This is a genomic window from Ruegeria sp. YKSD163, from assembly GCF_059612905.1.
Window position 1 is genome coordinate 16,697 of the sequence record NZ_JBXWRM010000015.1, and the last position, 21,069, is coordinate 37,765.

At 56.7% G+C, this 21,069-nt stretch carries 22 protein-coding genes; 1 reads left to right on the plus strand and 21 read right to left on the minus strand.

Going from position 1 to position 21,069, the window contains the following annotated elements; translation table 11 throughout:
• Window positions 1-285: 285 nt before the first annotated feature.
• From AC2FNA_RS17985 to AC2FNA_RS18075, 19 genes are all read right to left on the minus strand, one after another.
• Window positions 286-981, minus strand: a complete 696-nt coding sequence (locus AC2FNA_RS17985; RefSeq protein WP_496828886.1) for a CBS domain-containing protein — start codon at window positions 979-981, stop codon at window positions 286-288.
• A gap of 111 nt (window positions 982-1,092) precedes the next feature.
• Entirely contained in the window at window positions 1,093-1,272 is a 180-nt protein-coding gene (locus tag AC2FNA_RS17990) for a hypothetical protein (protein WP_496828888.1), read from the minus strand.
• 6 nt (window positions 1,273-1,278) lie between these two features.
• Window positions 1,279-3,093, minus strand: a complete 1,815-nt coding sequence (locus tag AC2FNA_RS17995; protein ID WP_496828890.1) for a DUF3141 domain-containing protein — start codon at window positions 3,091-3,093, stop codon at window positions 1,279-1,281.
• On the minus strand, window positions 3,038-3,241 hold the full coding sequence (locus AC2FNA_RS18000) for a hypothetical protein (protein ID WP_496828892.1): 204 nt from the start codon (window positions 3,239-3,241) through the stop codon (window positions 3,038-3,040). The genes AC2FNA_RS17995 and AC2FNA_RS18000 overlap by 56 nt, the downstream gene beginning before the upstream one ends.
• Before the next feature lie 218 nt (window positions 3,242-3,459).
• Window positions 3,460-4,086 carry an RNA polymerase sigma factor gene (locus AC2FNA_RS18005; protein WP_496828893.1) on the minus strand — a complete coding sequence of 209 codons (627 nt, stop codon included), beginning with the start codon at window positions 4,084-4,086 and terminating at the stop codon, window positions 3,460-3,462.
• A gap of 226 nt (window positions 4,087-4,312) precedes the next feature.
• A complete protein-coding gene (locus AC2FNA_RS18010; RefSeq protein WP_013959900.1) occupies window positions 4,313-5,209 on the minus strand; it encodes a DMT family transporter in 897 nt (298 codons plus the stop codon).
• A gap of 284 nt (window positions 5,210-5,493) precedes the next feature.
• The gene (locus AC2FNA_RS18015; RefSeq protein WP_496828896.1) at window positions 5,494-6,732 is read right to left on the minus strand and encodes an ABC transporter transmembrane domain-containing protein; all 1,239 of its coding nucleotides are present in this window, start codon (window positions 6,730-6,732) and stop codon (window positions 5,494-5,496) included.
• Between the two features lie 11 nt (window positions 6,733-6,743).
• On the minus strand, window positions 6,744-7,325 hold the full coding sequence (locus AC2FNA_RS18020; protein WP_496828898.1) for a cupredoxin domain-containing protein: 582 nt from the start codon (window positions 7,323-7,325) through the stop codon (window positions 6,744-6,746).
• Window positions 7,326-7,391: 66 nt separating this feature from the next.
• Window positions 7,392-8,174 (minus strand): copper-binding protein, encoded by a 783-nt coding sequence (locus AC2FNA_RS18025; protein WP_496828900.1) that lies wholly within the window; start codon window positions 8,172-8,174, stop codon window positions 7,392-7,394.
• A gap of 47 nt (window positions 8,175-8,221) precedes the next feature.
• Window positions 8,222-9,580 (minus strand): multicopper oxidase family protein, encoded by a 1,359-nt coding sequence (locus AC2FNA_RS18030; protein ID WP_496828902.1) that lies wholly within the window; start codon window positions 9,578-9,580, stop codon window positions 8,222-8,224.
• 13 nt (window positions 9,581-9,593) lie between these two features.
• Window positions 9,594-11,054: a TolC family protein gene (locus AC2FNA_RS18035; protein ID WP_496828904.1), complete on the minus strand. Its 1,461-nt coding sequence runs from the start codon at window positions 11,052-11,054 to the stop codon at window positions 9,594-9,596.
• Window positions 11,054-11,275 (minus strand): hypothetical protein, encoded by a 222-nt coding sequence (locus tag AC2FNA_RS18040; RefSeq protein ID WP_496828906.1) that lies wholly within the window; start codon window positions 11,273-11,275, stop codon window positions 11,054-11,056. Before AC2FNA_RS18040 ends, AC2FNA_RS18035 begins: the two co-directional genes overlap by 1 nt.
• A 586-nt stretch (window positions 11,276-11,861) precedes the next feature.
• Window positions 11,862-12,629 carry a MauE/DoxX family redox-associated membrane protein gene (locus AC2FNA_RS18045; RefSeq protein ID WP_496828908.1) on the minus strand — a complete coding sequence of 256 codons (768 nt, stop codon included), beginning with the start codon at window positions 12,627-12,629 and terminating at the stop codon, window positions 11,862-11,864.
• A gap of 16 nt (window positions 12,630-12,645) precedes the next feature.
• Window positions 12,646-13,581, minus strand: a complete 936-nt coding sequence (locus AC2FNA_RS18050) for a DUF305 domain-containing protein (RefSeq protein WP_496828910.1) — start codon at window positions 13,579-13,581, stop codon at window positions 12,646-12,648.
• Between the two features lie 65 nt (window positions 13,582-13,646).
• Window positions 13,647-14,084, minus strand: a complete 438-nt coding sequence (locus tag AC2FNA_RS18055; RefSeq protein WP_496828912.1) for an ion channel — start codon at window positions 14,082-14,084, stop codon at window positions 13,647-13,649.
• Between the two features lie 113 nt (window positions 14,085-14,197).
• A complete protein-coding gene (locus tag AC2FNA_RS18060) occupies window positions 14,198-14,578 on the minus strand; it encodes a rhodanese-like domain-containing protein (RefSeq protein ID WP_496828914.1) in 381 nt (126 codons plus the stop codon).
• A 9-nt stretch (window positions 14,579-14,587) separates the two neighbouring features.
• On the minus strand, window positions 14,588-15,487 hold the full coding sequence (locus tag AC2FNA_RS18065) for an MBL fold metallo-hydrolase (RefSeq protein ID WP_496828916.1): 900 nt from the start codon (window positions 15,485-15,487) through the stop codon (window positions 14,588-14,590).
• Between the two features lie 105 nt (window positions 15,488-15,592).
• Complete coding sequence (gene cueR / locus AC2FNA_RS18070; protein WP_496828918.1) at window positions 15,593-16,018, minus strand: Cu(I)-responsive transcriptional regulator; 426 nt, start codon at window positions 16,016-16,018, stop codon at window positions 15,593-15,595.
• A gap of 12 nt (window positions 16,019-16,030) precedes the next feature.
• The gene (locus AC2FNA_RS18075; protein WP_496828920.1) at window positions 16,031-18,541 is read right to left on the minus strand and encodes a heavy metal translocating P-type ATPase; all 2,511 of its coding nucleotides are present in this window, start codon (window positions 18,539-18,541) and stop codon (window positions 16,031-16,033) included.
• 211 nt (window positions 18,542-18,752) lie between these two features.
• Between AC2FNA_RS18075 and AC2FNA_RS18080 the strand changes: the two genes are divergently transcribed.
• Entirely contained in the window at window positions 18,753-19,583 is an 831-nt protein-coding gene (locus tag AC2FNA_RS18080; protein WP_496828922.1) for a hypothetical protein, read from the plus strand.
• 34 nt (window positions 19,584-19,617) lie between these two features.
• On the opposite strand, the gene AC2FNA_RS18085 is transcribed toward AC2FNA_RS18080, so the two are convergent.
• Window positions 19,618-20,286, minus strand: a complete 669-nt coding sequence (locus AC2FNA_RS18085) for a L,D-transpeptidase (RefSeq protein ID WP_496828924.1) — start codon at window positions 20,284-20,286, stop codon at window positions 19,618-19,620.
• Between the two features lie 54 nt (window positions 20,287-20,340).
• Window positions 20,341-21,069, minus strand: a complete 729-nt coding sequence (locus AC2FNA_RS18090; protein ID WP_496828926.1) for a DsbA family protein — start codon at window positions 21,067-21,069, stop codon at window positions 20,341-20,343.

Sequence of the window (21,069 nt, forward strand, 5' to 3'; positions counted from 1 at the left end):
AGTATCATGATTTCGGGGAGGAGGTCCGGTAGCTGCGCCGCTGAAAAACGCCCTAATATTAACGCCTTGGCAATCGTTTTCCGGAATAGCGACACACGGATCCATATACCCCCTTGAAAGAGGCCCTGCTTGTCCTCTCACTCGTTGGTCAGTTCGAATGGGACCCGACAAATCGTGTCCGTCGGTATTTTTTGGAGCTCTGTCTCCGCTCCCGCGATGGTCGATCATCCCCACGCAAATGCTGTGCCGACTTCCAATCGCCGGTATCTGTTTGGGCATGCGCTCTCAAATGCCGTAGGCCCATGCCGCCAGTCGGCCCATGTGGATGTCAACACTATGGACACCGGACACGTTTTCCACGGCGACCCGAATGGCGTTCTCTTCGAAATCGCTGTCTGCAACGCCCCAGATTGCGACATTGCCCTTGTCCACGGTGTAGTTGATCAAATTGACTGTCGCACCGGGAACCTCTTTCAGGGCTTCATCTATCTTCGAGCGCAGCACCCGATCATCTTCCGATGGTTCCCCCAGTGCCCCGTCAGGAATTGCTGACAAGGCATGGAGCAGATTTGCCCGACTGACAATTCCAACGACGCGCTCCTCCCGCAGCACCGGCACCCGTTTGATCCGGTGCTTTTCCAGACGGCGCGCGATCTCGGCAACCGGTGCGTCTTCTTCGACCGAAACGACATCGCGGGTCATCACGTCCGCGATATGATGGCTGTTGAGCTTGACGAATTCCTGGGCAGAATTGCCTGACCCGCTCAGCAGTTCGAGCCACCAGGATCGGCGCGGGCCGTCGGTATCTCGGACGCGCCGCATCAGGTCTCCTTCGCTGACCAGTCCCTTGAGGTCGCCGTCCGTATCAACCACGGGTAGCGCGCTGACGTGATGGTCGAGCATCAGGCGCACGGCGTCCTCGATTTTTCCGTCCTGCGGGACGGTGATTACGGATGTCGTCATGATATCCTTGGCTTGCATGTCGTTGTCTCCTTCTCAAATACTGTGTTGAAGCTCGATCAGTTGCTGATGACCAGGCCCTTGCGACCGGACAGGTCCAAAAGTCCCATAGGATCGCAGCATTCGGGGAAGTCAGGCATCTTCCGGTTGAACCCGGGTATCGGCGGGTGCGTCTAGCACCTTCTTCTGTGCAGTTTGACGCTTCGCGGTCTTGCCGTGCTTATGCCCACCGTGTCCATGCCCGAAGAGATGCATCGCAGCCATTCCGCCGATCACGAGGACCAGAATCCAGTTTTCAGTAAGCCATTCCATGATCGTTCACTCCTTGCTGGATGTGGTGGTCTGAATGTCTGCCTGCGTGCCAGTGGCAGCGATGGGGAAACTGCCGTACATCACGCCAAAGACATGTGTGAGCCATGCGTCGCGCGCGTTGCGCAATGACGCCAGGCTCTCGCCGGTACGCGCCAACAGCGCGCGTTCAAAAAGAATGGCAGGATGGTCTTTCGGCAGGGGATTCCGCGTCTCGCGTACGGTTTCCGCGGTTGATTTCACTAATGCCATCCATGGGTTCACACGGTCGGAAAACATCGTTCTGGTCCATCGCATCGGATGCAGGACGCGCAGCATCTCGGCACTGGCGGGGGACGTCGCGGCCTTGATCCAAGGGCCAACAAATGTCGAATAGGCCGCCTCGTTGATCCGTGACATCTGCGCGACCTGGGCCAGCGCTCCATGGTCTGATCCAAAACCGAGATCGTCGACGTCGCGCGGCTCGAAGCGCACGTCGTAGTCGCCGGTCTTGCGCTTTGCCTTGCCGGAACGGCTGTCGATGAGCATCTCGTAAAGCCCGGGCGCCAGCGTCTCGACCGTCTCGAGGCTTTCCAGGATCGCCCGATGCTGAAGCCGCGCGACGGAACCGGAGACGAAGATACCCAGATGCCCGACAGTCTCGTGCGTCATGTAGACGATGCGCTGTCCTGCGGCCTTGAGCGCATCGGTGTCAGGATACAGCTTGGCAATCCAGCCCAACGCCTGCTGCGGCGGGGTGATGTTGTCGCCCTCCGAGGTAAAGACGATGATCGGGTTGCGAATCCGTTTCAGGTCGATGGTGCAATGTGCGTCCAGTTGCATCTCGCCCTGCTCCAGCCGGTTGCCGATAAAAAGGTTCTGCGTGATGCCAAGAATTTCCTCGCGGCTCAGCGTGTAGTAACCATTCCACCAGCGTTCGAAGTCGAGGAACCGCTCACGCTCGGTGTCGGCATGGGAAAAGAGGTTGGCGTATTTCTCCCAGATCGCCTTTTCGGGTTGCAGGGTCTCGAAGTTCTGCGCCAGCCACGCGCCATCAAACCGCCCGTCGCCCAGATCGGCGATCATGTGCGCCGCCCACGACCCGCCGGTGAGCGCGCCGAGCATCCGCATCGGGCTGGTGGCCGCCTCGCCCGACCAATAGCTGAGCGGAGAGCCGTTCAACACGATGGGCCCGGTCAGACCGTCGCAATCGGCGGCCAGCAGCGCGACTGCCCATCCGGCCTGGCAATTGCCGTAGAGAACAGGCGCTGTATCCGGATGACGGCGGGCGACTTCGGAGACAAAATCGCGCAGGGCATGGTGTACGTCAGCCAGCGTCTGGCCGGGCATGGGTTCTGGAAAGAAGATCACGAAATAGACTGGATGGCCCTCGTGCATAGCCATGCCGACTTCGCTGTCGTGCTTGAAGCCGCCAATGCCCGGCCCGTGCCCTGCGCGCGGATCGATGACGATGACCGGCGGTTTCGCCTCGTCCACGCAATCCTCCCAGCAATCGTCTCCAACTCGCGTGATCCTGAGCAGCGCATAATTGGCGGGCCGCTCGAAAGTGCGGGCATCCAGCGAAAGCTCGTAATCGAAATCCAGAAGCGGCGGCATGCCCCGCCGGTCATGCGCGATCATGTTATCCGCGCGTTCACGTAAGGTATCAAGGAACAGCAGCCAGCGTTCGAAGGCGTCTTGGGCGTACGGCACATTCGCGCCAGCCGAGGTCTGTTCCGGCACAGGTTGTGAGGATTGAGTGGGCGTCACAGTTGCAAGTCGCAAGCTCTTATTCATCATCAGTTCCCTTCTGATCATTGATTTCTCTGGATGGCCGCCCTGCAAGAAGCGCAAGTGCCATGTCCTTTGCGACATCCTCGCGCAGACCGGCCAGCAGGTAGGCCGCATCACCGGGTTTCAGACCCAGTGCGCGCGCTGCCAATTCCAAGGGTTGCTTCAAGACTCCCACGCGATGGAATAAGGCCAGTGCCATCGGAGCGTCTGAATGCGCGGGAGGCTCTGCACAATTGCATATCATCCGCGACACGAGCCCCGGAACGGCGGCATCCCGCGACGATTCCGTTGTTCTCGAGCGCCCATTCGTCCTGACCCGTGGCATGTTCCGGTTCCTCCTGCTGTGCTGCTATAAGGCGAAGTCACAGAAGAAGACGTCGGTGGACGGAAAACGTTACAGAACCGACCGCGTTTCGATCAGGAACTCTGCTGCTCTGCTTCGCAATCAGTTTCGTGCTCGGCGTTCTTGCAACCCTCAGGCTGACAATAGCAATCGTCACGGTCATCTTGGCAGCAAGCGCCGCAATGATTTGTCAGCGCCTCGCGCAGAGCCGTGCGCGCCCGGTGTAGCCGAACGCCAAGGGCGTTGCGGGTCAGTCCAAGGTCGCGCGCTACGTGCTCGCGGTCCTCTTCGCCGAAGTCGATGCGCCGGAGTAGTTCCGAATCCGCCGGGCGCAGTTCGGAGATTAGTCCGCGATGACAGGTGCACAACCGCGCCATCTGAGTCGGCGCATCGGCGATCCATTCCTCCGGTTCGCGCGCCACTGCCGCATCCAATCGACCACGCCGCATGCCCTTGCGGTAGAAGTCATTCAAAGTGGACCTCAGGATCGCATAGAGCCAGGCATCCATCCGTTCGACGTCTCTGAGCTGATCCTTGCGTCCCAGCACGCGAATGCAGAAGTCTTGCAGGACATCCTCTGCATCCGCCCGATTTCCAAGCCGTTTGATCAGAAACCCCAGAAACGCGGTCCGTCCATCCAGCAACGCACGTTCCGGCGAGGTGTCCGGCACCTTCGCTTTTCCGGTATCTTGCAGTACCATAACGTTCCTGTCCTTTCCAAGTTTTCAGAGATTTAATCGATCAACAACGAGATCATCGTCTTTCTTCACATTCAATGCTTCGAGACGCTAACATGAACTATCCATCCTCCTTTCGTTTCATCGCGCCGAATTCCATGAAGACTCTTCCGTTTTGCTGAGAAGTCATTCGACGACGACAACCACGATAACCGGAGCGCCTTAACTCATTGAATTGATTTTTTCCTTTCTAGATTTTGCTAAGCTGATCCTGCAGTCTACCGTTAAGATTGACGAACGAAATGCCCACAATGACCAATAAGATGCCGAAGAGTTGGACAGCGGAAAGACGCTCGCCAAAGAACAGTGCACCAATTGTGAGGCCGAAAATCGGCACTAAGAAGCTGAACACGATCGCTCGGTTTAGTTCCACGACCTCCAGCACAGAAAACCAAAGCCAGTAAACCAATGCAGAGCCAAACAAGGCCAGACCCAACAGCGACATTACGAAAACCGATGTCCATTGGATGGCAGATTGATCTTCAAGGAGTAGGGCCGCCACGGCAAGAGGCACGCTGCCGATCAGCATCTGAAATCCCATTGCAAACAGACCGTCAACCTCACCTGCGATAGATTTGATAGCCACGTTGCTGATCGTCACTCCAACGGCTGCTAGAACAATGTACGCAAAGCCGATGGCCGTTTCATCCTGCACTTCGTTTTCCAATTGCGGCAGTGCGATCACAAGTATCCCGGCGAAACCGATCAAGAGCCCGCCCCACCCGACCTTCGCCAGTCGCTCGCCAAGCCATGCGACACCGAGCATCGCGGCAAGTAGCGGCTGAGCATTGGCGACAACTGTAGCGAGTCCGGGAGATACGAATTCTGCCGCATGAAACATTCCCACGAAACCCAGACTTGTCGCGCCAACGCCAACAACACAAAGCGTCAGCCATGTGCGACGGCCATGCGGAATCGGCCGACCCAAAAATATTGCAATAAGCACCAACGCGACACCGGCCAGAACCGCACGCAGTGTCGCAAACGTCAGATGTGGCGAATACTGCAGTCCCGCCGTGATCAGCGGGAAGCACAGGGCCCACAAAAGCATGGCCATAACGATCTTGGTTGTTGTCGTCAGCGACACTGGGCTTCCTTTTTCATGTCAACAGCAGCGGGAATTTCCGGAAATCATCCGGTTGGTAACTGTCGATCGAGGGCAATACCAAAATTGCACACGCAATAGATTCAAAACGCAGCCCTGGCGACAATCCAATTGATCATACAAAACGCCTACCAAACACCTGCCGCCAACGCGACTAAGGCAAAGAATAGGGCCGCCAATCTCATTATTGTTATTCCTTCGATGTTTGGTCCGCCCACATACGTCGGCAGACTTCTCCTAATCACCCACCGGAAGCAGAACGAAAATCACGCATGTACTACCTCCAAAGCAAAATCATGCCTTGGCACTTCCTTTCGGTTTGCCTCAACCTTTGAGAAGAATGTGGTTATCTCGTGATATCTAATCCGGGTGTCTTCCAGAGTCTGATAATAGCGAAACAGCTCTTTCAGAGGCGCTGAAAAATCTTTGTGTGCCGCCAGCACAGCAACTAGCGCACCAAGGCTGATGCGTCCTTCGATAACGAAGTACCCTCCTAGGGAGTAGAATAGGAATGGCGTCAGCGCGGTCAAAAAGTTGTTCAAAGACTTAATAAAGAATTTCAACTGGAAAATGCGACGTCTTACTTGCTCAAGCTCACGAAAGCTGGTGCTTGTCCGTAAAAGAGGCTGGGACCCGGCTGCCTCTCCTCGTAGTTGGTCGCTCAGAAGCTTGCCCAGTTGGCGAACCTCGGAAATTCGCTTTCTAGAAAGGATATTCACCCGTCTTTGCAGTTTTGGAAGCAGGATAAGTTGTATCGGCAAGACAGTCAGCGCAGCTGCACCCAAAACCGGGTCTTGCATGAACATGAACAAGAGAATGGTCGCAAGGGTTCCCCCCTGCATGATGGGTAGCGTAAGCACGTCGGCCGCGAAGCCACCGATTGGCTCAACCTCCTGTGCGAGTATGGGAACAATCTCACTCTGGTTCTTGGAATCCGGATCACTGCGCCACTGACGGAAAACCAATAATCTGAAGCGACGCAGGAACCTCTCGGCAACATAGCCCTTGAAGACGTTCAGGATGTATTTGTTCAGTCCGCTAAGTATGATGGCAAACAAGTAGAGGCCACACAAAACAAGGAGGAACGCCACCTGGTCAAATTCATAGTCCCAAAAACGGACTGGGAACCGATCAGAGTCCAATGCATTGTTCACGATTTGCTTCGGCAACTCGAGTGTCAGATACAATATGGGCATGGCGACAAGGCTCAACGTGATCATCATTGCCTGTTGCTTTCGCGAATGCCGCAGGACGGAGCTAAATAGACGAGGATCCAGACCGCGGATCCATTCCTTCTGCGGTGTGACTATTCTCGAACGACGCCAATGTTTAAGAACAAGTCGAACCGTGAGATAACTTGCAACGGCGGCCAGAAGTGCCGGCGCCAAAACGAGGATCAGGTGTATGAAAGGGTGAACCCAATCAGGGGTGGAATCATGATAATCATACCCAAACACGGAGGATATTTCGTGAACGATGACATGATATCTATCCAAAAGGGACATGCGTCAAACTCTTAACCCTTTGATCTGGGGCGGAAATGGTCATGCACGATGATCACGCCGAACATGCCTGCCTCACGATGACCCGGGATCAGACAAACAAATTCCAGATTGGTTATGTCCGAAAACTCCCAATCCAACGTCGCAGTCTTTGCGCTTGGGATTGTGACCGAATTCGGATCGTCGTGCTCCATATCAGGATGCCTTCGCATCCATTTCTGATGCTTGGCGATCTCATTAAATGATCCCAGAAAAAACTCGTGATCGATAGACCCTGAGTTGGTAATCTCAAACCGCACCACAGAACCGTGCTCGATGTGGATCACATCAGGTTCAAACAGCATATAGCCGCTCTCGGTTTCTTTTATGTTCACTGCGATGGTGCGGCTAATATTAGCGCCAGCGCCCGGTCTTCCGATTGCAACGTGCCCAGGATGGTCGTAGGCCTTCTCATGCGGCCGGTCGCCAATTCCAGAGTCTGCGAAGACAACTTGGGATGACAGGCTGATGCTGACCCCTAAAGTCAGCATTATTGTCAGCCGTTTCGGTTTCTTGCACCAGCGGCCAAATTTGAGAAGTGTGTAACTGAGCAGCATCGTCACTCCATTCAAAACCGAGGTGAGGTGAAAGGAGGCGATACCGGGCACCGCCTCCTTTGGAGATCACTTGAGTTGAGTGACGGTCAGCTTGCCCTTCACTGGCTCTGCCACGAATTCGATAGCTTGACCCTCAGACATCTTGGCAATCATTGCCTCATCGGCTCTGAACACCATTGTCATCGCGGGCATGTCGAGGTTGAGCAGCGGCCCGTGGTTGATCGTCACCTTGCCGCCCTTGGCATCGATTTTCTTGACCGTGCCCTGGGTGTACTCCACCTCGGCTTGGGCGACCTTCTGCGACACTTTGATGGGCCCATGCATGCCGGATTCGTAGTGACCTGGGATCAGACAAGCGAATTCGAACGTCCCTGCGTTCGAGAACTTCCAGATGACCTCCCCCGATTTGCCTTCATCGAGACGTATCGAGTTCGGGTCGTCATGCTCCATATCCATGGCCGCCATCGCTTCCTTGTGCTTGGCGTTTCCGGCGACATCGTCAATGACGAATTCATGCTCAATTTCGCCCTCATTCATCACATTGAAGCGGATCGTTTCACCCTCTTCGAACTCAAAACTCCTCGGTTCAAAGATCATCTCGCCGTCGTCCGTTTCGCGCATGATCACATTGATCGTCCGCGAAACTTCATTCGCCATTCCCGGCATGCCCGCCGCCATCTCAGCGTGCGCGTCGCCGTGAGCATCATTGCCGTGGCCATGGGCCTCCTCGCCGTGACCGTGCGCCTCGTCGGTTTTTACTTCGTCATGACCGCCAGAATGGGTGCCTGCAGCATAGACTGGCATCCCAAGCGTCAGAGCGATCGCTGTTGTCAAAAGAAGGTTCTTCATCAGTTTTTCCTGTTTTTTGAGTTGGTTCGAGTTCCTGTAAAGGCCGGTTAGCCTTTAGAGGTTGGCTTCGGAGTGAGGATTGTTTTGGGGCTGTGGTTCGACGCGAATTCCGGCAATTCCCCAGTCCATTCGTAGGCTTGCTCACCGGGAGGATTTTCGTACCAGCCCGGATCAGAGTAATCGTCCGCGTCGATGCCGTCCCGCACCTTCACGACTGAGAACATGCCGCCCATCTCAAGCGGCCCATGCGGGCCCCAGCCATTCATCATCGGGATTGTGTTGTCCGGCAGCTCCATGGTCATTTTGCCCATGTCGCCCATGCCAGCTGTCCCCATGGGCATATACTCGGGTTGAAACTGGCGGATTTTTTGCGTGAGCGGCTTCTTGTTCACACCGATGAATGTGGGCACGTCGTGTCCCATCGCATTCATTGTGTGGTGCGATTTGTGACAGTGAATCGCCCAATCCCCCAAGTGGTCTGCGACAAATTCGTAGGCGCGCATCGCACCCACCGGGATGTCGATGCTGACCTCCGGCCATTGAGCGGACTCCGGAACCCAACCACCGTCCGTACAGGTGACTTTGAAGTCGTAGCCGTGCATGTGAATTGGGTGGTTTGTCATGGTCAGGTTGCCGACCCGAACCCGTACGCGGTCGCCCTTGTTGACGACCAGCGGGTCGATGTCCGGGAAAATGCGACTGTTCCACGTCCAGAGGTTAAAGTCTGTCATCGTCATGATGCGAGGGACATAGGTACCTGGATCAATGTCGAACGCGTTCAGCATGATCAGGAAATCGCGGTCCACTGGCATGAACGTCGGGTCCTTCGGGTGGACCACGAACATCCCCATCATGCCCATCGCCATTTGGGTCATTTCATCCGCATGCGGGTGGTACATGAAGGTCCCGGATTTGATCAGGTCGAATTCGTAGACGAATGTCTTTCCTGGTTTGATGCCGGGATGGCTCAATCCAACAACACCGTCCATGCCTGATGGCAGGATCAATCCGTGCCAATGCACGGAAGTCGCTTCCGGCAGCTTGTTGGTGACGTAAATTCGGATACGGTCACCTTCCACCGCCTCGATCGTGGGACCGGTCGATTGGCCATTGTAGCCCCAGAGATGCGCGATCATGCCGTCGGCCATCTCGCGTTCGACGGGTTCGGCAACAAGATGGAATTCCTTGACGCCGTTGTTCATCCGATAAGGCAACGTCCAGCCGTTCAGCGTGACAACAGGGGTATAATCCACGCCCGAAGAGGGGCGCGGCGTCACCTGTGTGGCAGCGGTATCCATCAGTGCCGCTTCCGGCAGACCCATGTTCAGTGTCTGGCCCCAGGCTTTGGAGGATACCAGCGTCGCACCTGCGGCACCGGCTCCGAGTAGTTGACGTCTATTTAACATATCATCATTCCTTTCAGTGTGGTGCGCCACCGCCAGCGGCTACTGCTGCGCCTTCGCCACCGCCGCCACCAGCAACTCCACCGCCGTAGATCGCGGCTGTCACGTTGGCTTGAGCGATGTAGAAGTCGCGCTTCGCGTTAGCTGCTTCCAAGGAAGCGGCCAGTTTTTGACGGACGTCCGTCAGCAATTCAAAAGTGTTGGTGATCATCCCGTTGTAGGAAAGCAGGCCCTCCTCCTCGACCGTCGTGCGCAACGGGACTAGAACGTCCCGATAATGACGGGCGATCTTGTACGAGGCATGATAAGCTGCTTCGGCACCTCTCGCTTCGGAGCGTACGTCAACGGCTTTTTCAGCTAATACGTTGGCCGATTGCAGATACATAAGTTCGGCTTTGCGCATGCGTGCCTTGCCGGTGTCGTAGATCGGGATCGCGAACTCGATCTCGACCTGTGGAGTGGTTTCGCTTTCGGTCTCGCCGTCCTCCGCCTCTCGTTCGAGTTCAAAGCCACCGACGATCTCGAGGTCGCTTACGATCCGTGTCTGATCCGTCAGGCCAAACGCTTTTGCTTGGGCTTCAAGACCGAGTTTGGCGACCCGCAAGTCGACACGGTTTCGAAGGGCTTTAGCCTCCACGCCCGTGACGCGACCGATCGACCTTGGCAAAGCAGGCAGAGCATCTGGCACAAAGTAGTTCACTTCGGTACCCCAAAGTCCCATCAATCTTGTCAGTTCTTCCTTGGCTATCGTCGCATCCAGCCGCGCGCGAGCGAGTTGTCCGGCAAGCTCAGCGTTGAATGCTTGTTCGCGTGCCTGCCCTGCTCGATTCAGGGCGCCTGTTTCACCAAGTCTTCTGGCAAGCTCGGAACCAGCGTCCGAAGTCGCCTTCGCGCGCTTCAGATAGCTGACTGTCTCAAAGGCAGAGACTGCATTGACCCAAGCCTGTCGTGTCTGATTTGCAAGAGCCAGGGTATCGTTGACGGCCTCCAATTGGGCTTGCCTGAAATTCGCATCTGCAATAGCGCGCCGTTGTTTCCGTGTCGTTGCATCCAGAATGTTCGCTCGGATCAGCCCTTCAATCGCACGGTATGCGCCTAGTTCAGGCGCTCCGATACCCAGAATACCGAGCGAGACAACTGGGTTTTCAGGGGTTGATTGTTGCCATGCTTCAGCGGCGGAAAGGCCCACGTTGGCGTAGGAGGCCTGCAGGCCTTTGTTGTTGAGAAGTGCTACCTGGACGGCCGTATCCGCCGAAATGGTCTTGCGATGCACCATCGCATGCACCTGTTTGCGCAAGGCTTCGTTTTCGGCCTGTGTTTCGGCGAAGACGGTTCGTTTTCCAATTGCTGGCGAAACTTGACTTGCAACATTGGCGAAGCCAGCTTTCGGCTCAGTGTAAGCGCCGGGAATGGCGGTTGCACAGGCACCCAAGACCAATGGCAATCCGACGACGAGCGGGAATTTCGATACACGCATCAGTTGCCCTCCGTCTGTTCTTCGTTGACTGAGCGCCAATCGCGTGGGCCGGTCGGTGCGCGATAAGTGTAGCCAGCCAACGGATCCTGATATTGGACCGGTGAAAGAACGGAACTGTTCGCAGCTGCTTGTTGATCTGCAACAATCGGCAGAGGAGTTGGCTCATACGCACACGCGCCGAGCACGAGGGCCAAGGCCCCCGAAAAAACATAGGATTTCATGGATCATACCTGACTTTATTGGACGATGTCGCCGCGCCGCGAGGGCCGGATGACAAACCTCAAAGAAGAGAAATCAGGTCAATACTCGAGGCGGCCGCAGATCGGCAGTCGCACCTGCTGAGGGTTCAAATTCTGCGGCCCGTACAAAAGTCTCGGACGCCTCTACAGACACAGCAGCTTCTCGGGGCTGTGGTGGCATGAAGGCCATACAAACGCCATCGCAGCACTCAGCAGAGGACCGGTGTTCGCCCGCGGCTGGTGGCTGTGTCTCACAGATGCCTGATGCGGCATGTAACTCACAGTGGTTTGCTTCATTATCAGAGATCAGACTGTGTTCATGAACTACGTTCGAAAAAGCGTGATCAGGCGCATGTGAACCAGCATGTCCGAGTCCGGATGTCGCAACGACCAGCGTAAATACGACGACTAGCTTCAGAAAAGCCAAACGTAACTGAGGTGTCCAAAGGCGTTGCATCATGCCATACACTTGCCGAATGACTGCGAAACTGTCAATGGGAACAGCGCCTTACAATTTGATACATTTCGCGTTGGCGCCTGTTCCGATTTCTAGCATTGGATCGCGGCCCTAAATCCACCCAAGAGCCCGCGCTGGCATCCAGAGACCCATAAAGATCATCATCAGGTTCTCGGTCAACGACACAAAGCCAAGGGGAACGTTCGATCCGCCACCGACGCAAGCGCATTTAAGTTCCCGCTTGTCAATGTAGACGGCTTTGAACACGGATACCGCACCGATGGTCCCAATGACGAGTGCAATCGGCGCGCTGATCCAGAGAAGAGCCCCCGCTACCATGAGAATGCCGGCGATGGCTTCCCCAAATGGATAGACGTAGCCGTACCGTACCCAACGCTGCGCGAGTAAATCGTAGTTCAGGAACATCGTGGAAAATCCTTCGATATCCTGGAGTTTCTGCACGGCGAGGAAACACATTGAGATCGCGATGAACCATTCGAACGCGCGAACGGTGAAAACCGAGCCATAAAACGCCCAACTAAGACCCAAAGCCATCAAGAAAGCGACAGAGAAAATCGCGATGACGGGCTGGTAGGACGTTTCATCATCGCCGCGGACCTCCTGTCCGAAGTGCTCACGTAACGCGTCGTATCCGCCGATGCGCTCACCACCGATAAATGTCTGCGGGGTGGTCTCGACCGAATACTCTTCCTTGAAAGCATCGGTTTCTTCTCGGGAAGTAAGGTGATGGTCCTCCACCGTGTATCCTTCACGCTCCAGAAGATCCTTTGATTTCAATCCGTAGGGACACAGATGGTCTTCCATAACCATCCGATAAAGAATGGCCTTTTGAGCGGGTTGATTGCTATCTTTTGGCATGTCTCATTCCTTTTCTTCAGCTGCGGCAGGTCCAGTAGCCCATAAAACCGACTGCGAGAGGCGTTTCACCCGTCAGCTCGAAGAGAAGGCTTGAGCCTTCACCATCATCGGCGTCGCTTGGCGTCAATGTCACCTGGCCACCGTCGGCTGTTAGCACACCACCTGACGCCACACTGCCCTGCGCGCTGAACGTCACCAACGCGCCAGATACCTTTGCAATGGCTTGCCCGTTGCCATCTGTCGCCAAAATCGGATCAGCATTGACAGCGCGAACAAAAGTGCAAACCGGTTGCGCTTTCAGGCCACGGTCAATCTCTTCGGCCGAGAGCGGAGCGGGACGAATGCCTGCGATGACTGGGGTCGAAATCGCCTGCGTCAGGCTCTCCAACGGCGCAAGACCTTCCGACTTACCAAGCGGCCAATCTGACCCGGCTTCACCATTGGCCGCGATATCAGCCAGCAGGAAGCGCATTTCCGCGATTTCCCGATCTTGAGCCACGACAATCTCTTCAGCGAGGGCTTTGACACGTGGGTCGGTGATCTCGGCTCTCTCACTTGTCATGATGGCGATCGAATGGTGAGGGATCATGGCACTCATCCAGCTTTCATCTTGGACGGTCTCCTGGCTGCGCACGAGCCAGAGCGCGCCAGCGAACATCACTGCAGAGCCCGCAAGGATGGCAACATTGGCTGCCATGTTTTTGTACATGCCCCACATGAAAAGAAGCATCACGACCGCCATCGTCGCGCCCATAACGAACGTCATGTAGAAACGTGTCTCGCTCCAATAAATGTGTTCAAGTGAGTAGGAGTTGAGGTACATCAACCCGAACATGATGGCGGTTGACGTTCCAACCATTGCGAGAAAGCGGCCATACGACGACTTGCCGTGCGCCTTATTGCTTTCTTCACCCTCAACTCTCGAGTGATTTTGATATGTTGAATCTGACATAGGAGTTCCTTTCGCTTTCATCCAAAACTAGGCTCCAGCGCTGGAGGGTTCCCAACGGTTCAAATTTATTTTCGGAAAGGGTTCTTTCCAGACATCACCTGCAGCAAATAGCCACCCGACGCAGTGATAAGCAGAAAGCCATGAAACGCGCTGATACCAGTCAGGAACCGCAAATGACCTGATGGTTGAAGATCACCCCGGCCAAGCGTCGTGAGGTTCACAAGCGCGAAATAAAAATAATCCATGGGGTACAAATTCGCTGTGGGATCCTGCGCCAATTGCAAAGAGCCAATGTCAATCTGGTGCACAGCAATCCAAAAGGCCGAGGCGTAGATGGCCGCCTCTATGATGTGCGCTGCGGTGATCAACGAGACTGAGATGAATAAACATCTTTTGGGGTGCGCTGCCGGATCAACAATCCGCGTCGCAAAACGAAGAGCGCCGTAATGAATTGCTGTGCACGCAAGGATGAGAAGCGCCGCAAGAAGCATTGACTGAAGCATTTGTTGATCTCTGTTCGGTTGCTTTGTGCGGCCGTCTCTGACGTGCGAGAAGAACAGGATAGTGATCAGGGACAGCGATCAATCCGTGATCCGTCACCGTACCCTAGCCTGTGCTATTTGACTGATTTCCGTACGGGCGCACCACTGGCCATATCCGTCGTGACATAATCCAGCTTTGCGTCTTTCCACGCGCCAAATCCTCCTTCCAGATGGGCGATCCGTTTCGCGCCGGATTGTAGCGTTTTTCGCGCCATCTTTTCCGATCGCGCCGACGACCCGCACATCAGAATAAGTCGCTTTTCGTTGTCTTCCGGCAAGAATCGCGGATCGAAAAACGGCATGGGCAGAAGCAAGGCGCCCTCGACGTGCTCAAATGCATATTCGGCTGGCGTGCGGACATCCACGAGGACGATCTCACCCTTGCGCAAGGCTGCTTCAACCTCTTCCGGCGTCCAGGTTTCGAGGGCACCACCATCAACCATTTCTTTCTTCATTGCCTCACCTCAGAATTTGTTTGCAGGTATCTTGAAATAGGAATTACCGTCGGCCTCCGCTGGTGGAAGACGCCCACCACGCAGGTTGACTTGCAAGGCAAAGAGCATGCGATCAGGTAGCCCCAGCGTCGCGTCGCGCTCTTCCCGAAGTTTGATGAACGCCTCTTTCGACTGATTGCCGCCGACGTGCGGATTGTCGGCCCGGTGTTGGGCGACAGTTGCCTCGCAGGCCGGTCTCTCGCGTTTATCGGTCCCGTAGTCGTGACCGATAAAAAGACGGGTGTTTTCTGGCAACGACAGAATTTCTTGTATCGAGTTCCAAAGCTCCCCGGTGCTGCCACCCGGAAAGTCTGCGCGCGCGGTCCCCACATCGACATGCATTAACGTGTCATGTACGAACGCCGCATCGCCAACGACATAGCTGACAGAGCCGAGCGTGTGTCCTGCCGAAAGCAGGACTTTGACACCAAGTTCACCGATGGAGAAATCGATGCCCTCGGGAAGCAGACGGTCGAAATCATCTGCCACCGGAAAAGCGTCAGGCAGATGATAATAGTCCCGCCAAAGCTCCGCGATCTCGGTGACCTTTTCTCCTATGACATGCGGCGCACCGGTGCAGTCCGCCAGCCACCGTCCGGCGGTCAGGTGGTCGGCATGCGGATGTGTGTCGAGGATCCATTGCACGTCGTAGCCGTGCTGCTTCACGATCCCCAAAAGCTTTTCCGCAGACTCGGTTGACGTGCGGGCATGGGCGGGATCGAAATCCAGCACCGGATCAATGATTGCGCACTTTCCAGTGGCGGGATCCGCACAGATGTATTGCCACGACCCGGTATCGGGTTCGTACAGACAGTGAACCAGCGGCCCACCGCTGCTAGAATGGCTGGTGAATTCTTGTCCGACCGACATGTGTTCCCTCCTGTTTTTTTCGCACTTATCAACTGAACAACCTTCCAGCACTGGATGGTTCCAAGGGATTTCGCCAACGAAAAGAGGAATTTGGAAAACGTTGCGCTAATCCGCGCTTCTTCCGGTCGTTGGTTTGCATCCAGCGAGCGCACCAGAAAGATCCTTCAAGATCGGGCAATCCGGTCGGTGGTCGCCGTGGCAGGCCTCGACGAGATACGACAAGGTCTCGCGCATCTCTTGAAGCTGAGCGATTTTGTCGTCGATTGCGCTCAGGTGCTCTTCAGCTATGGTCTTTACCTGGGCACTTTCACGCGTTTCATCCTCGTAAAGGCTCAAGAGATTACGGCAATCCTCGATCGAGAAGCCGAGCGCGCGCGCGCGACCCAGGAACGCAAGCTTGTGCAGATCGGTCTCGCGGAACGCGCGGTATCCGTTGCCGCTGCGCTGCGGTCTGACCAGACCGATATCCTCGTAGTAGCGGATGGTTTTGGGCGGGATGCCGGACCGCTCCGCGACTTCTCCAATGTTCATGAGACGATCCTCCTATTCTGCGGGTTGGGTTTGTGCATTGATCCGTGGTGCGGTGGTGTCTCTATCTTCCCGCAAAGCCGGCGCGATGCGGCGCAGACGCAGAGCGTTTGTCAGAACCGATACCGACGACAGGGCCATCGCGCCCGCCGCGAAGACCGGGGAGAGAAGCAGACCAAAGGCCGGATAGAGAACCCCGGCGGCGACCGGGATGAGCGCGACATTATACCCGAAGGCCCAGACGAGGTTCTGGCGAATGTTCGACATGGTGCGCCTGGAGACCTCGACCGCATTCACCACGCCGCGCAGATCGCCTGACATCAAGACCACATCGGCGGATTCGATGGCGACATCGGTTCCGGTGCCAATGGCAATGCCCACATCCGCATGGGCCAGGGCCGGTGCATCATTGATGCCGTCGCCGACGAAAGCAATCTTTCGGTCTCCCGCGCGCAGATCGTCGAGAGCTGCTACCTTGCCATCTGGCGGGACCCCCGCGATCACGTGGTCGATCCCGGTCTCGCGCGCGATGGCCTCCGCCGTCTCGCGTTTGTCTCCGGTGATCATCGCAACCTTGAAACCGCGCGCGTGCAGGGCTGCGATGGCCTCCCTGCTGGCGGGTTTCACGGGGTCTGCCACAGCAATCACTGCAGCCAGTTTGCCGTCGACAGCCGCATAAAGCGCTGTCCGGCCCCGCCCTGCCAGCTCGGCTTCCGTTTCGAGCAAAGCGGCGATATCGATGCCTTCGCGGGTCAAATAACGGTCCGCGCCGACCATCACCTCCTGACCTTCGACGGTCGCGGCGACGCCGTAACCCGTGATCGACCGGAAGCCCGTGGCATTCGCGACGGCGATTCCTTCGACCCGCGCGCCGCGAACAATGGCTTCGGCGATGGGATGCTCAGACTGGGCCTCGACGGCAGCGATCAGGCTCAGCAACCTGTCTCGGTCGAAACCGTCGGCGGTGACCAGATCGGTAAGCGTCGGCTGACCTTCGGTGACAGTCCCCGTCTTGTCGAGTGCGATGACATCGACTTCGGACAGGGCCTGGAGTGCATCACCCTTACGGAACAAGACCCCCATCTCTGCGGCGCGCCCGGTGCCCACCATGATCGACGTGGGCGTAGCCAAGCCCATGGCGCAGGGACAAGCGATGATCAGAACCGAGACGCCGGCCACCAGCGCAAAGGTCAAAGCCGGGTCCGGTCCGACAAGCAACCAGACCACCACCGTGAGCGCGGACAGCACCATGACCGCAGGCACGAACCACAGGGTCACGCGGTCAACAAGGCCCTGGATGGGCAGCTTGGCGCCTTGCGCCTCCTCGACCATACGGATGATCTGGGCGAGCGTAGTATCCGACCCGACCCGTGCGGCCTTGAACGTCAGGCTCCCGGTGCCGTTGACGGTCCCGCCCGTTACGGCCGCACCTGCAGCCTTCTGCACAGGCACAGGCTCTCCGGTAATCATGCTCTCATCCACATTGCTCGACCCCTCGGTCACCTCGCCGTCCACAGGGATCCGTTCACCCGGTCGGACCAGGATCACATCGCCGACGGCGAGTGCATCGACATCGACCTCTACCGTTTCACGACCCCGAACGACGCGCGCGATGCGGACCTGCAGGCCCAGCAGAGCCTGAATCGCAGCGCCGGTGCGGCCCTTGGCGCGTGCCTCGAGCCATCGGCCAATCAGAATGAGGACGACGATGACCGCAGCGGCCTCGAAATAGACCGCGCGCACACCCTCTGGGAGAAGTCCGGGAAGAAAGGTTGCGACCACCGAATATCCCCAGGCCGCGCCGGTGCCGACGGCGACGAGGCTGTTCATGTCCGGCGCGCCCTTGAAAAGCGCGGGAAACCCCTTGGTGTAGAAATGGCGTCCCGGCCCGAAGAGGACGAGTGTTGCGAGGACGAACTGGATGATCCAAGACGTTTGGAGACCAATCGTCGTCATCACCAAGTGATGAAATGCCGGAACAAGATGGGAGCCCATTTCTAGAATGAAGACCGGGAGCGTTAGAATTGCTGCCAAAAGGACGCTGCGGCGCAGTCCGTCGGCTTCTTCTGCCTTGCGTGCGACGCGAGACTGGCTCGCCTGCGCCTCTGCAATCTCGGCCGGATAACCAATCGCCGCCGATGCGGCCATCAAGTCGCCCAAGGACACCGCGCCCTCGAAATACTCGACCGTCGCTGTTTCTGCCGCCAGGTTCGCGCTGACGGAAAGCACTCCGGGCACGTCCGCCAGTGCCTTGTCCACCCGCCCGACGCAGGATCCGCAGGACATGGACGCAATGTTCAAGGTGACCTTGGATGTCCGCGCCGGATAACCCAAGGAGGCAAGCGTCTGCGTGGCGTCGGTAAGTCGAGACGGATCATCCAGCGAAAGGCGCGCCGTTTCGGATGCGAGGTTGACGGCGACTTCGGAAACCCCGTCGAGCCCCGCCAAGGCCTTTTCAACACGTCCCACGCAAGATGCACAGGTCATGCCTTCGATGCTGAGCGTTGTTTGGCTGATGTCGTTCATAGGGTGTCACCTCGATTGCGCGTTCGAGGTGGATATAGGGCCTCCAGTGACTGGAAGCTCAAGGGGTCATCGGAGATTTCTTTTTCGGTCGCCACGACATCAATCTACAACATCTCTAACCCTATGTTTCCGATAGAAATGTATCGATATGTAAGCTTGTCGGACAAGCGATTGGTACGCTATCGCCGGTCAAGGAGTTCGTTTGATTAGTATGTCAGATCAAGGAAATAAGCCGCAGAATTCAACGATGATGCACGTGGGCATGTGGGTTTGCTGCGCGGTCATGCTGCTTCCGCTGCTCGTTTTTTTTTGCCAGAGGCGGCACACTTTCTGGCTTGCAGGACAGTTTGGGCGTTCTAGCCCCAATCGTCCTTTGCCTCGGCGCACATGGCGTGATGTTCTTCTTCATGGGAAAGTCCTGTCATGGAGGCAGCAAGTCATCGAACAGCAACGCAACCATCGCCGCAAAAACTTCTGTCCCGACATCAACGAACGCTTGACCTTCCACCAACTGGAATCCCTATTTCCAATTGGTGAGAAAAGGATGCGCCATGAAATTTCACGTCCCAGAGATGAGCTGCGGCCATTGCGTCGCTGCAATCGAAAAAGCGGTCAAGGCTGCAGACCCGTCAGCAACCATCCGGACGGATTTGGCTTCACACGCGACAGAGATCGACTCGACAGTCTCCATGGCTGCCCTGCTTCAGGTTCTTGCGGAGGCTGGTTATCCGGCGACCGCTCTGGGAGAAGGTTCGGAGGATTGAAAATCCGGATGAACGGGACCTCTAAGGCGTTGGGCCTGATTTTTGGTGCGTATTTGCTGACCGGATGTGCCACGACGCCGGCGGTTGATGCGGACGGTGCCTTCACCGAATTGCCTGAACCACTCGTCGGTCTCGCTGCGCCATACCAGAACCTCAATAAGGTACGGCTTGATCCGAATGACAGTTGCTTCTGGTATTTGCACAACGGCCCGGTCGAAGCGACCTGGTTGCCGCTCAGAACGTCACAAGGCAATCCAATCTGCCAGGCGGTAAGCTAGGTCAAGACGCTTTGAGCAACATCAAGGTGCCCATTTAGCTGCCGATCGCATCTTCGGGCGGATACAGGTGAGCGGTCTTGCCCGTTTCCACGTTGGGATAGAGATCGTTGATATGTGCCATGATCATGCGCACGCATCCTGAACTCGCACGACCTCCGATCGAACGCGGCTCAGGCGATCCATGAATACGCAGATAAGTGTCCCGGTTCCCCACGTAGAGATAAAGCGCACGGGATCCCAATGGGTTGGTTGGTCCCGCGTCCATCCCCTCCGCATGCTGTGCATAAAGGTCCGGGTCGCGTTCGAGCATGTCGTCCGTTGGACGCCAAGTGGGCCACTTGGCTTTACGCCGGATCGTGTAGACACCCGGCTCGTACAATGTCCCACGTGCGATGGCGACGCCATAGCGCATCGCCGTGCTGCCGTTCGGCTCGATATGGTACAAGTAGCGCGCAACGGCATCGACATGGATGTCACCCGGCACGAGGCCCGCCTTTGCCTCCACCCGAACCGGTAGGAACCGCGGATGAACCCCCCACGGATTGGAAGTTGAGGGGTCATAACCCGGAGGTGTGACTTGCGCATCCCAGACATCCCACATCGCGCGCGGGGACGTGGGCGCTGCCGATATCGACGTGGCGAGCGGCGCCGAAAAGAGCATTGCAGACCCTACCACAAAGTGCCGACGCGTCAGTTTGGCCATCAAAGTACCTCTTTCACTCGTTTTGACTGTGTCCGTTCGCCCATTGTCAGGAAACTATTGACCTGCGGCGCGTGCTTCCTGCGCAAGACGGATCATCTGATCCGCCTCGATGACCCCCGGAACCAGCGCGTCTCCGATCACGAAAGACGGGGTACCATTGAAGCCGAGCTGGCGGCTTATCTCCATTGATGCCGCGATATGGGCATCGATCTCAGGCGCCTGCATGTCCCGTCTTAGCTGCGCGATATCCAAACCAATCTCCTGTGCGACCTGGATGACGGACGCTTCCTCGGCCCGGCCTTGCATGCCCATCAAAGCCCAGTGAAATTCCTCGTATTTGCCCTGCTCTCGCGCGGCCAATGCGGCGCGCGCGGCAAAAACGGAGCCTTCTCCGAGGATTGGCCACTCACGATACACCAGCTTCACATTGGGATCTTCGTCCAACAGCGCTTCGATATGCGGCTTCACGCGACGACAATAGGGGCAATTGTAGTCGAAGAATTCCACGACAGTAACATCGCCTTCGGGATTGCCGAGAACAGGCGCGTTCGGGTCGTTCTCGAGGAGATCGCGGTTTTCGGAGAGGACACTCGCCGCTGCGGCGGCCTGCCGCTCCTGTTCACGCCGTTCAATGATCTGAACCGCCTCGAGGACAATTTCTGGGTTTTCGCGGATGGCCTCCAGAACCAATTCCTTGACCCGGTCTTCGCTGAGCGCGTCAGCATGAGACGGCAGTGGGGCGAGCAGAAGGGCGGCCAGTGGCATTGCCATTGCGATCTTCAT

What these genes read in the sequence shown, in the direction of transcription:
- AC2FNA_RS17985 (WP_496828886.1), bottom strand. Translation starts at nt 981, where the DNA reads ATGCAAGCCAAGGATATCATGACGACATCCGTAATCACCGTCCCGCAG.
- AC2FNA_RS18085 (WP_496828924.1), bottom strand. Translation starts at nt 20,286, where the DNA reads ATGGCCAAACTGACGCGTCGGCACTTTGTGGTAGGGTCTGCAATGCTC.
- AC2FNA_RS18065 (WP_496828916.1), bottom strand. Translation starts at nt 15,487, where the DNA reads ATGTCGGTCGGACAAGAATTCACCAGCCATTCTAGCAGCGGTGGGCCG.
- AC2FNA_RS18090 (WP_496828926.1), bottom strand. Translation starts at nt 21,069, where the DNA reads ATGAAGATCGCAATGGCAATGCCACTGGCCGCCCTTCTGCTCGCCCCA.
- AC2FNA_RS18045 (WP_496828908.1), bottom strand. Translation starts at nt 12,629, where the DNA reads ATGCCAAAAGATAGCAATCAACCCGCTCAAAAGGCCATTCTTTATCGG.
- AC2FNA_RS18060 (WP_496828914.1), bottom strand. Translation starts at nt 14,578, where the DNA reads ATGAAGAAAGAAATGGTTGATGGTGGTGCCCTCGAAACCTGGACGCCG.
- AC2FNA_RS18000 (WP_496828892.1), bottom strand. Translation starts at nt 3,241, where the DNA reads ATGGCACTGGCCTTATTCCATCGCGTGGGAGTCTTGAAGCAACCCTTG.
- AC2FNA_RS18030 (WP_496828902.1), bottom strand. Translation starts at nt 9,580, where the DNA reads ATGTTAAATAGACGTCAACTACTCGGAGCCGGTGCCGCAGGTGCGACG.
- AC2FNA_RS18005 (WP_496828893.1), bottom strand. Translation starts at nt 4,086, where the DNA reads ATGGTACTGCAAGATACCGGAAAAGCGAAGGTGCCGGACACCTCGCCG.
- AC2FNA_RS18080 (WP_496828922.1), top strand. Translation starts at nt 18,753, where the DNA reads ATGTCAGATCAAGGAAATAAGCCGCAGAATTCAACGATGATGCACGTG.
- AC2FNA_RS18015 (WP_496828896.1), bottom strand. Translation starts at nt 6,732, where the DNA reads ATGTCCCTTTTGGATAGATATCATGTCATCGTTCACGAAATATCCTCC.
- cueR (WP_496828918.1), bottom strand. Translation starts at nt 16,018, where the DNA reads ATGAACATTGGAGAAGTCGCGGAGCGGTCCGGCATCCCGCCCAAAACC.
- AC2FNA_RS18040 (WP_496828906.1), bottom strand. Translation starts at nt 11,275, where the DNA reads ATGAAATCCTATGTTTTTTCGGGGGCCTTGGCCCTCGTGCTCGGCGCG.
- AC2FNA_RS18035 (WP_496828904.1), bottom strand. Translation starts at nt 11,054, where the DNA reads ATGCGTGTATCGAAATTCCCGCTCGTCGTCGGATTGCCATTGGTCTTG.
- AC2FNA_RS18075 (WP_496828920.1), bottom strand. Translation starts at nt 18,541, where the DNA reads ATGAACGACATCAGCCAAACAACGCTCAGCATCGAAGGCATGACCTGT.
- AC2FNA_RS18055 (WP_496828912.1), bottom strand. Translation starts at nt 14,084, where the DNA reads ATGCTTCAGTCAATGCTTCTTGCGGCGCTTCTCATCCTTGCGTGCACA.
- AC2FNA_RS18050 (WP_496828910.1), bottom strand. Translation starts at nt 13,581, where the DNA reads ATGTCAGATTCAACATATCAAAATCACTCGAGAGTTGAGGGTGAAGAA.
- AC2FNA_RS18020 (WP_496828898.1), bottom strand. Translation starts at nt 7,325, where the DNA reads ATGCTGCTCAGTTACACACTTCTCAAATTTGGCCGCTGGTGCAAGAAA.
- AC2FNA_RS17990 (WP_496828888.1), bottom strand. Translation starts at nt 1,272, where the DNA reads ATGGAATGGCTTACTGAAAACTGGATTCTGGTCCTCGTGATCGGCGGA.
- AC2FNA_RS18025 (WP_496828900.1), bottom strand. Translation starts at nt 8,174, where the DNA reads ATGAAGAACCTTCTTTTGACAACAGCGATCGCTCTGACGCTTGGGATG.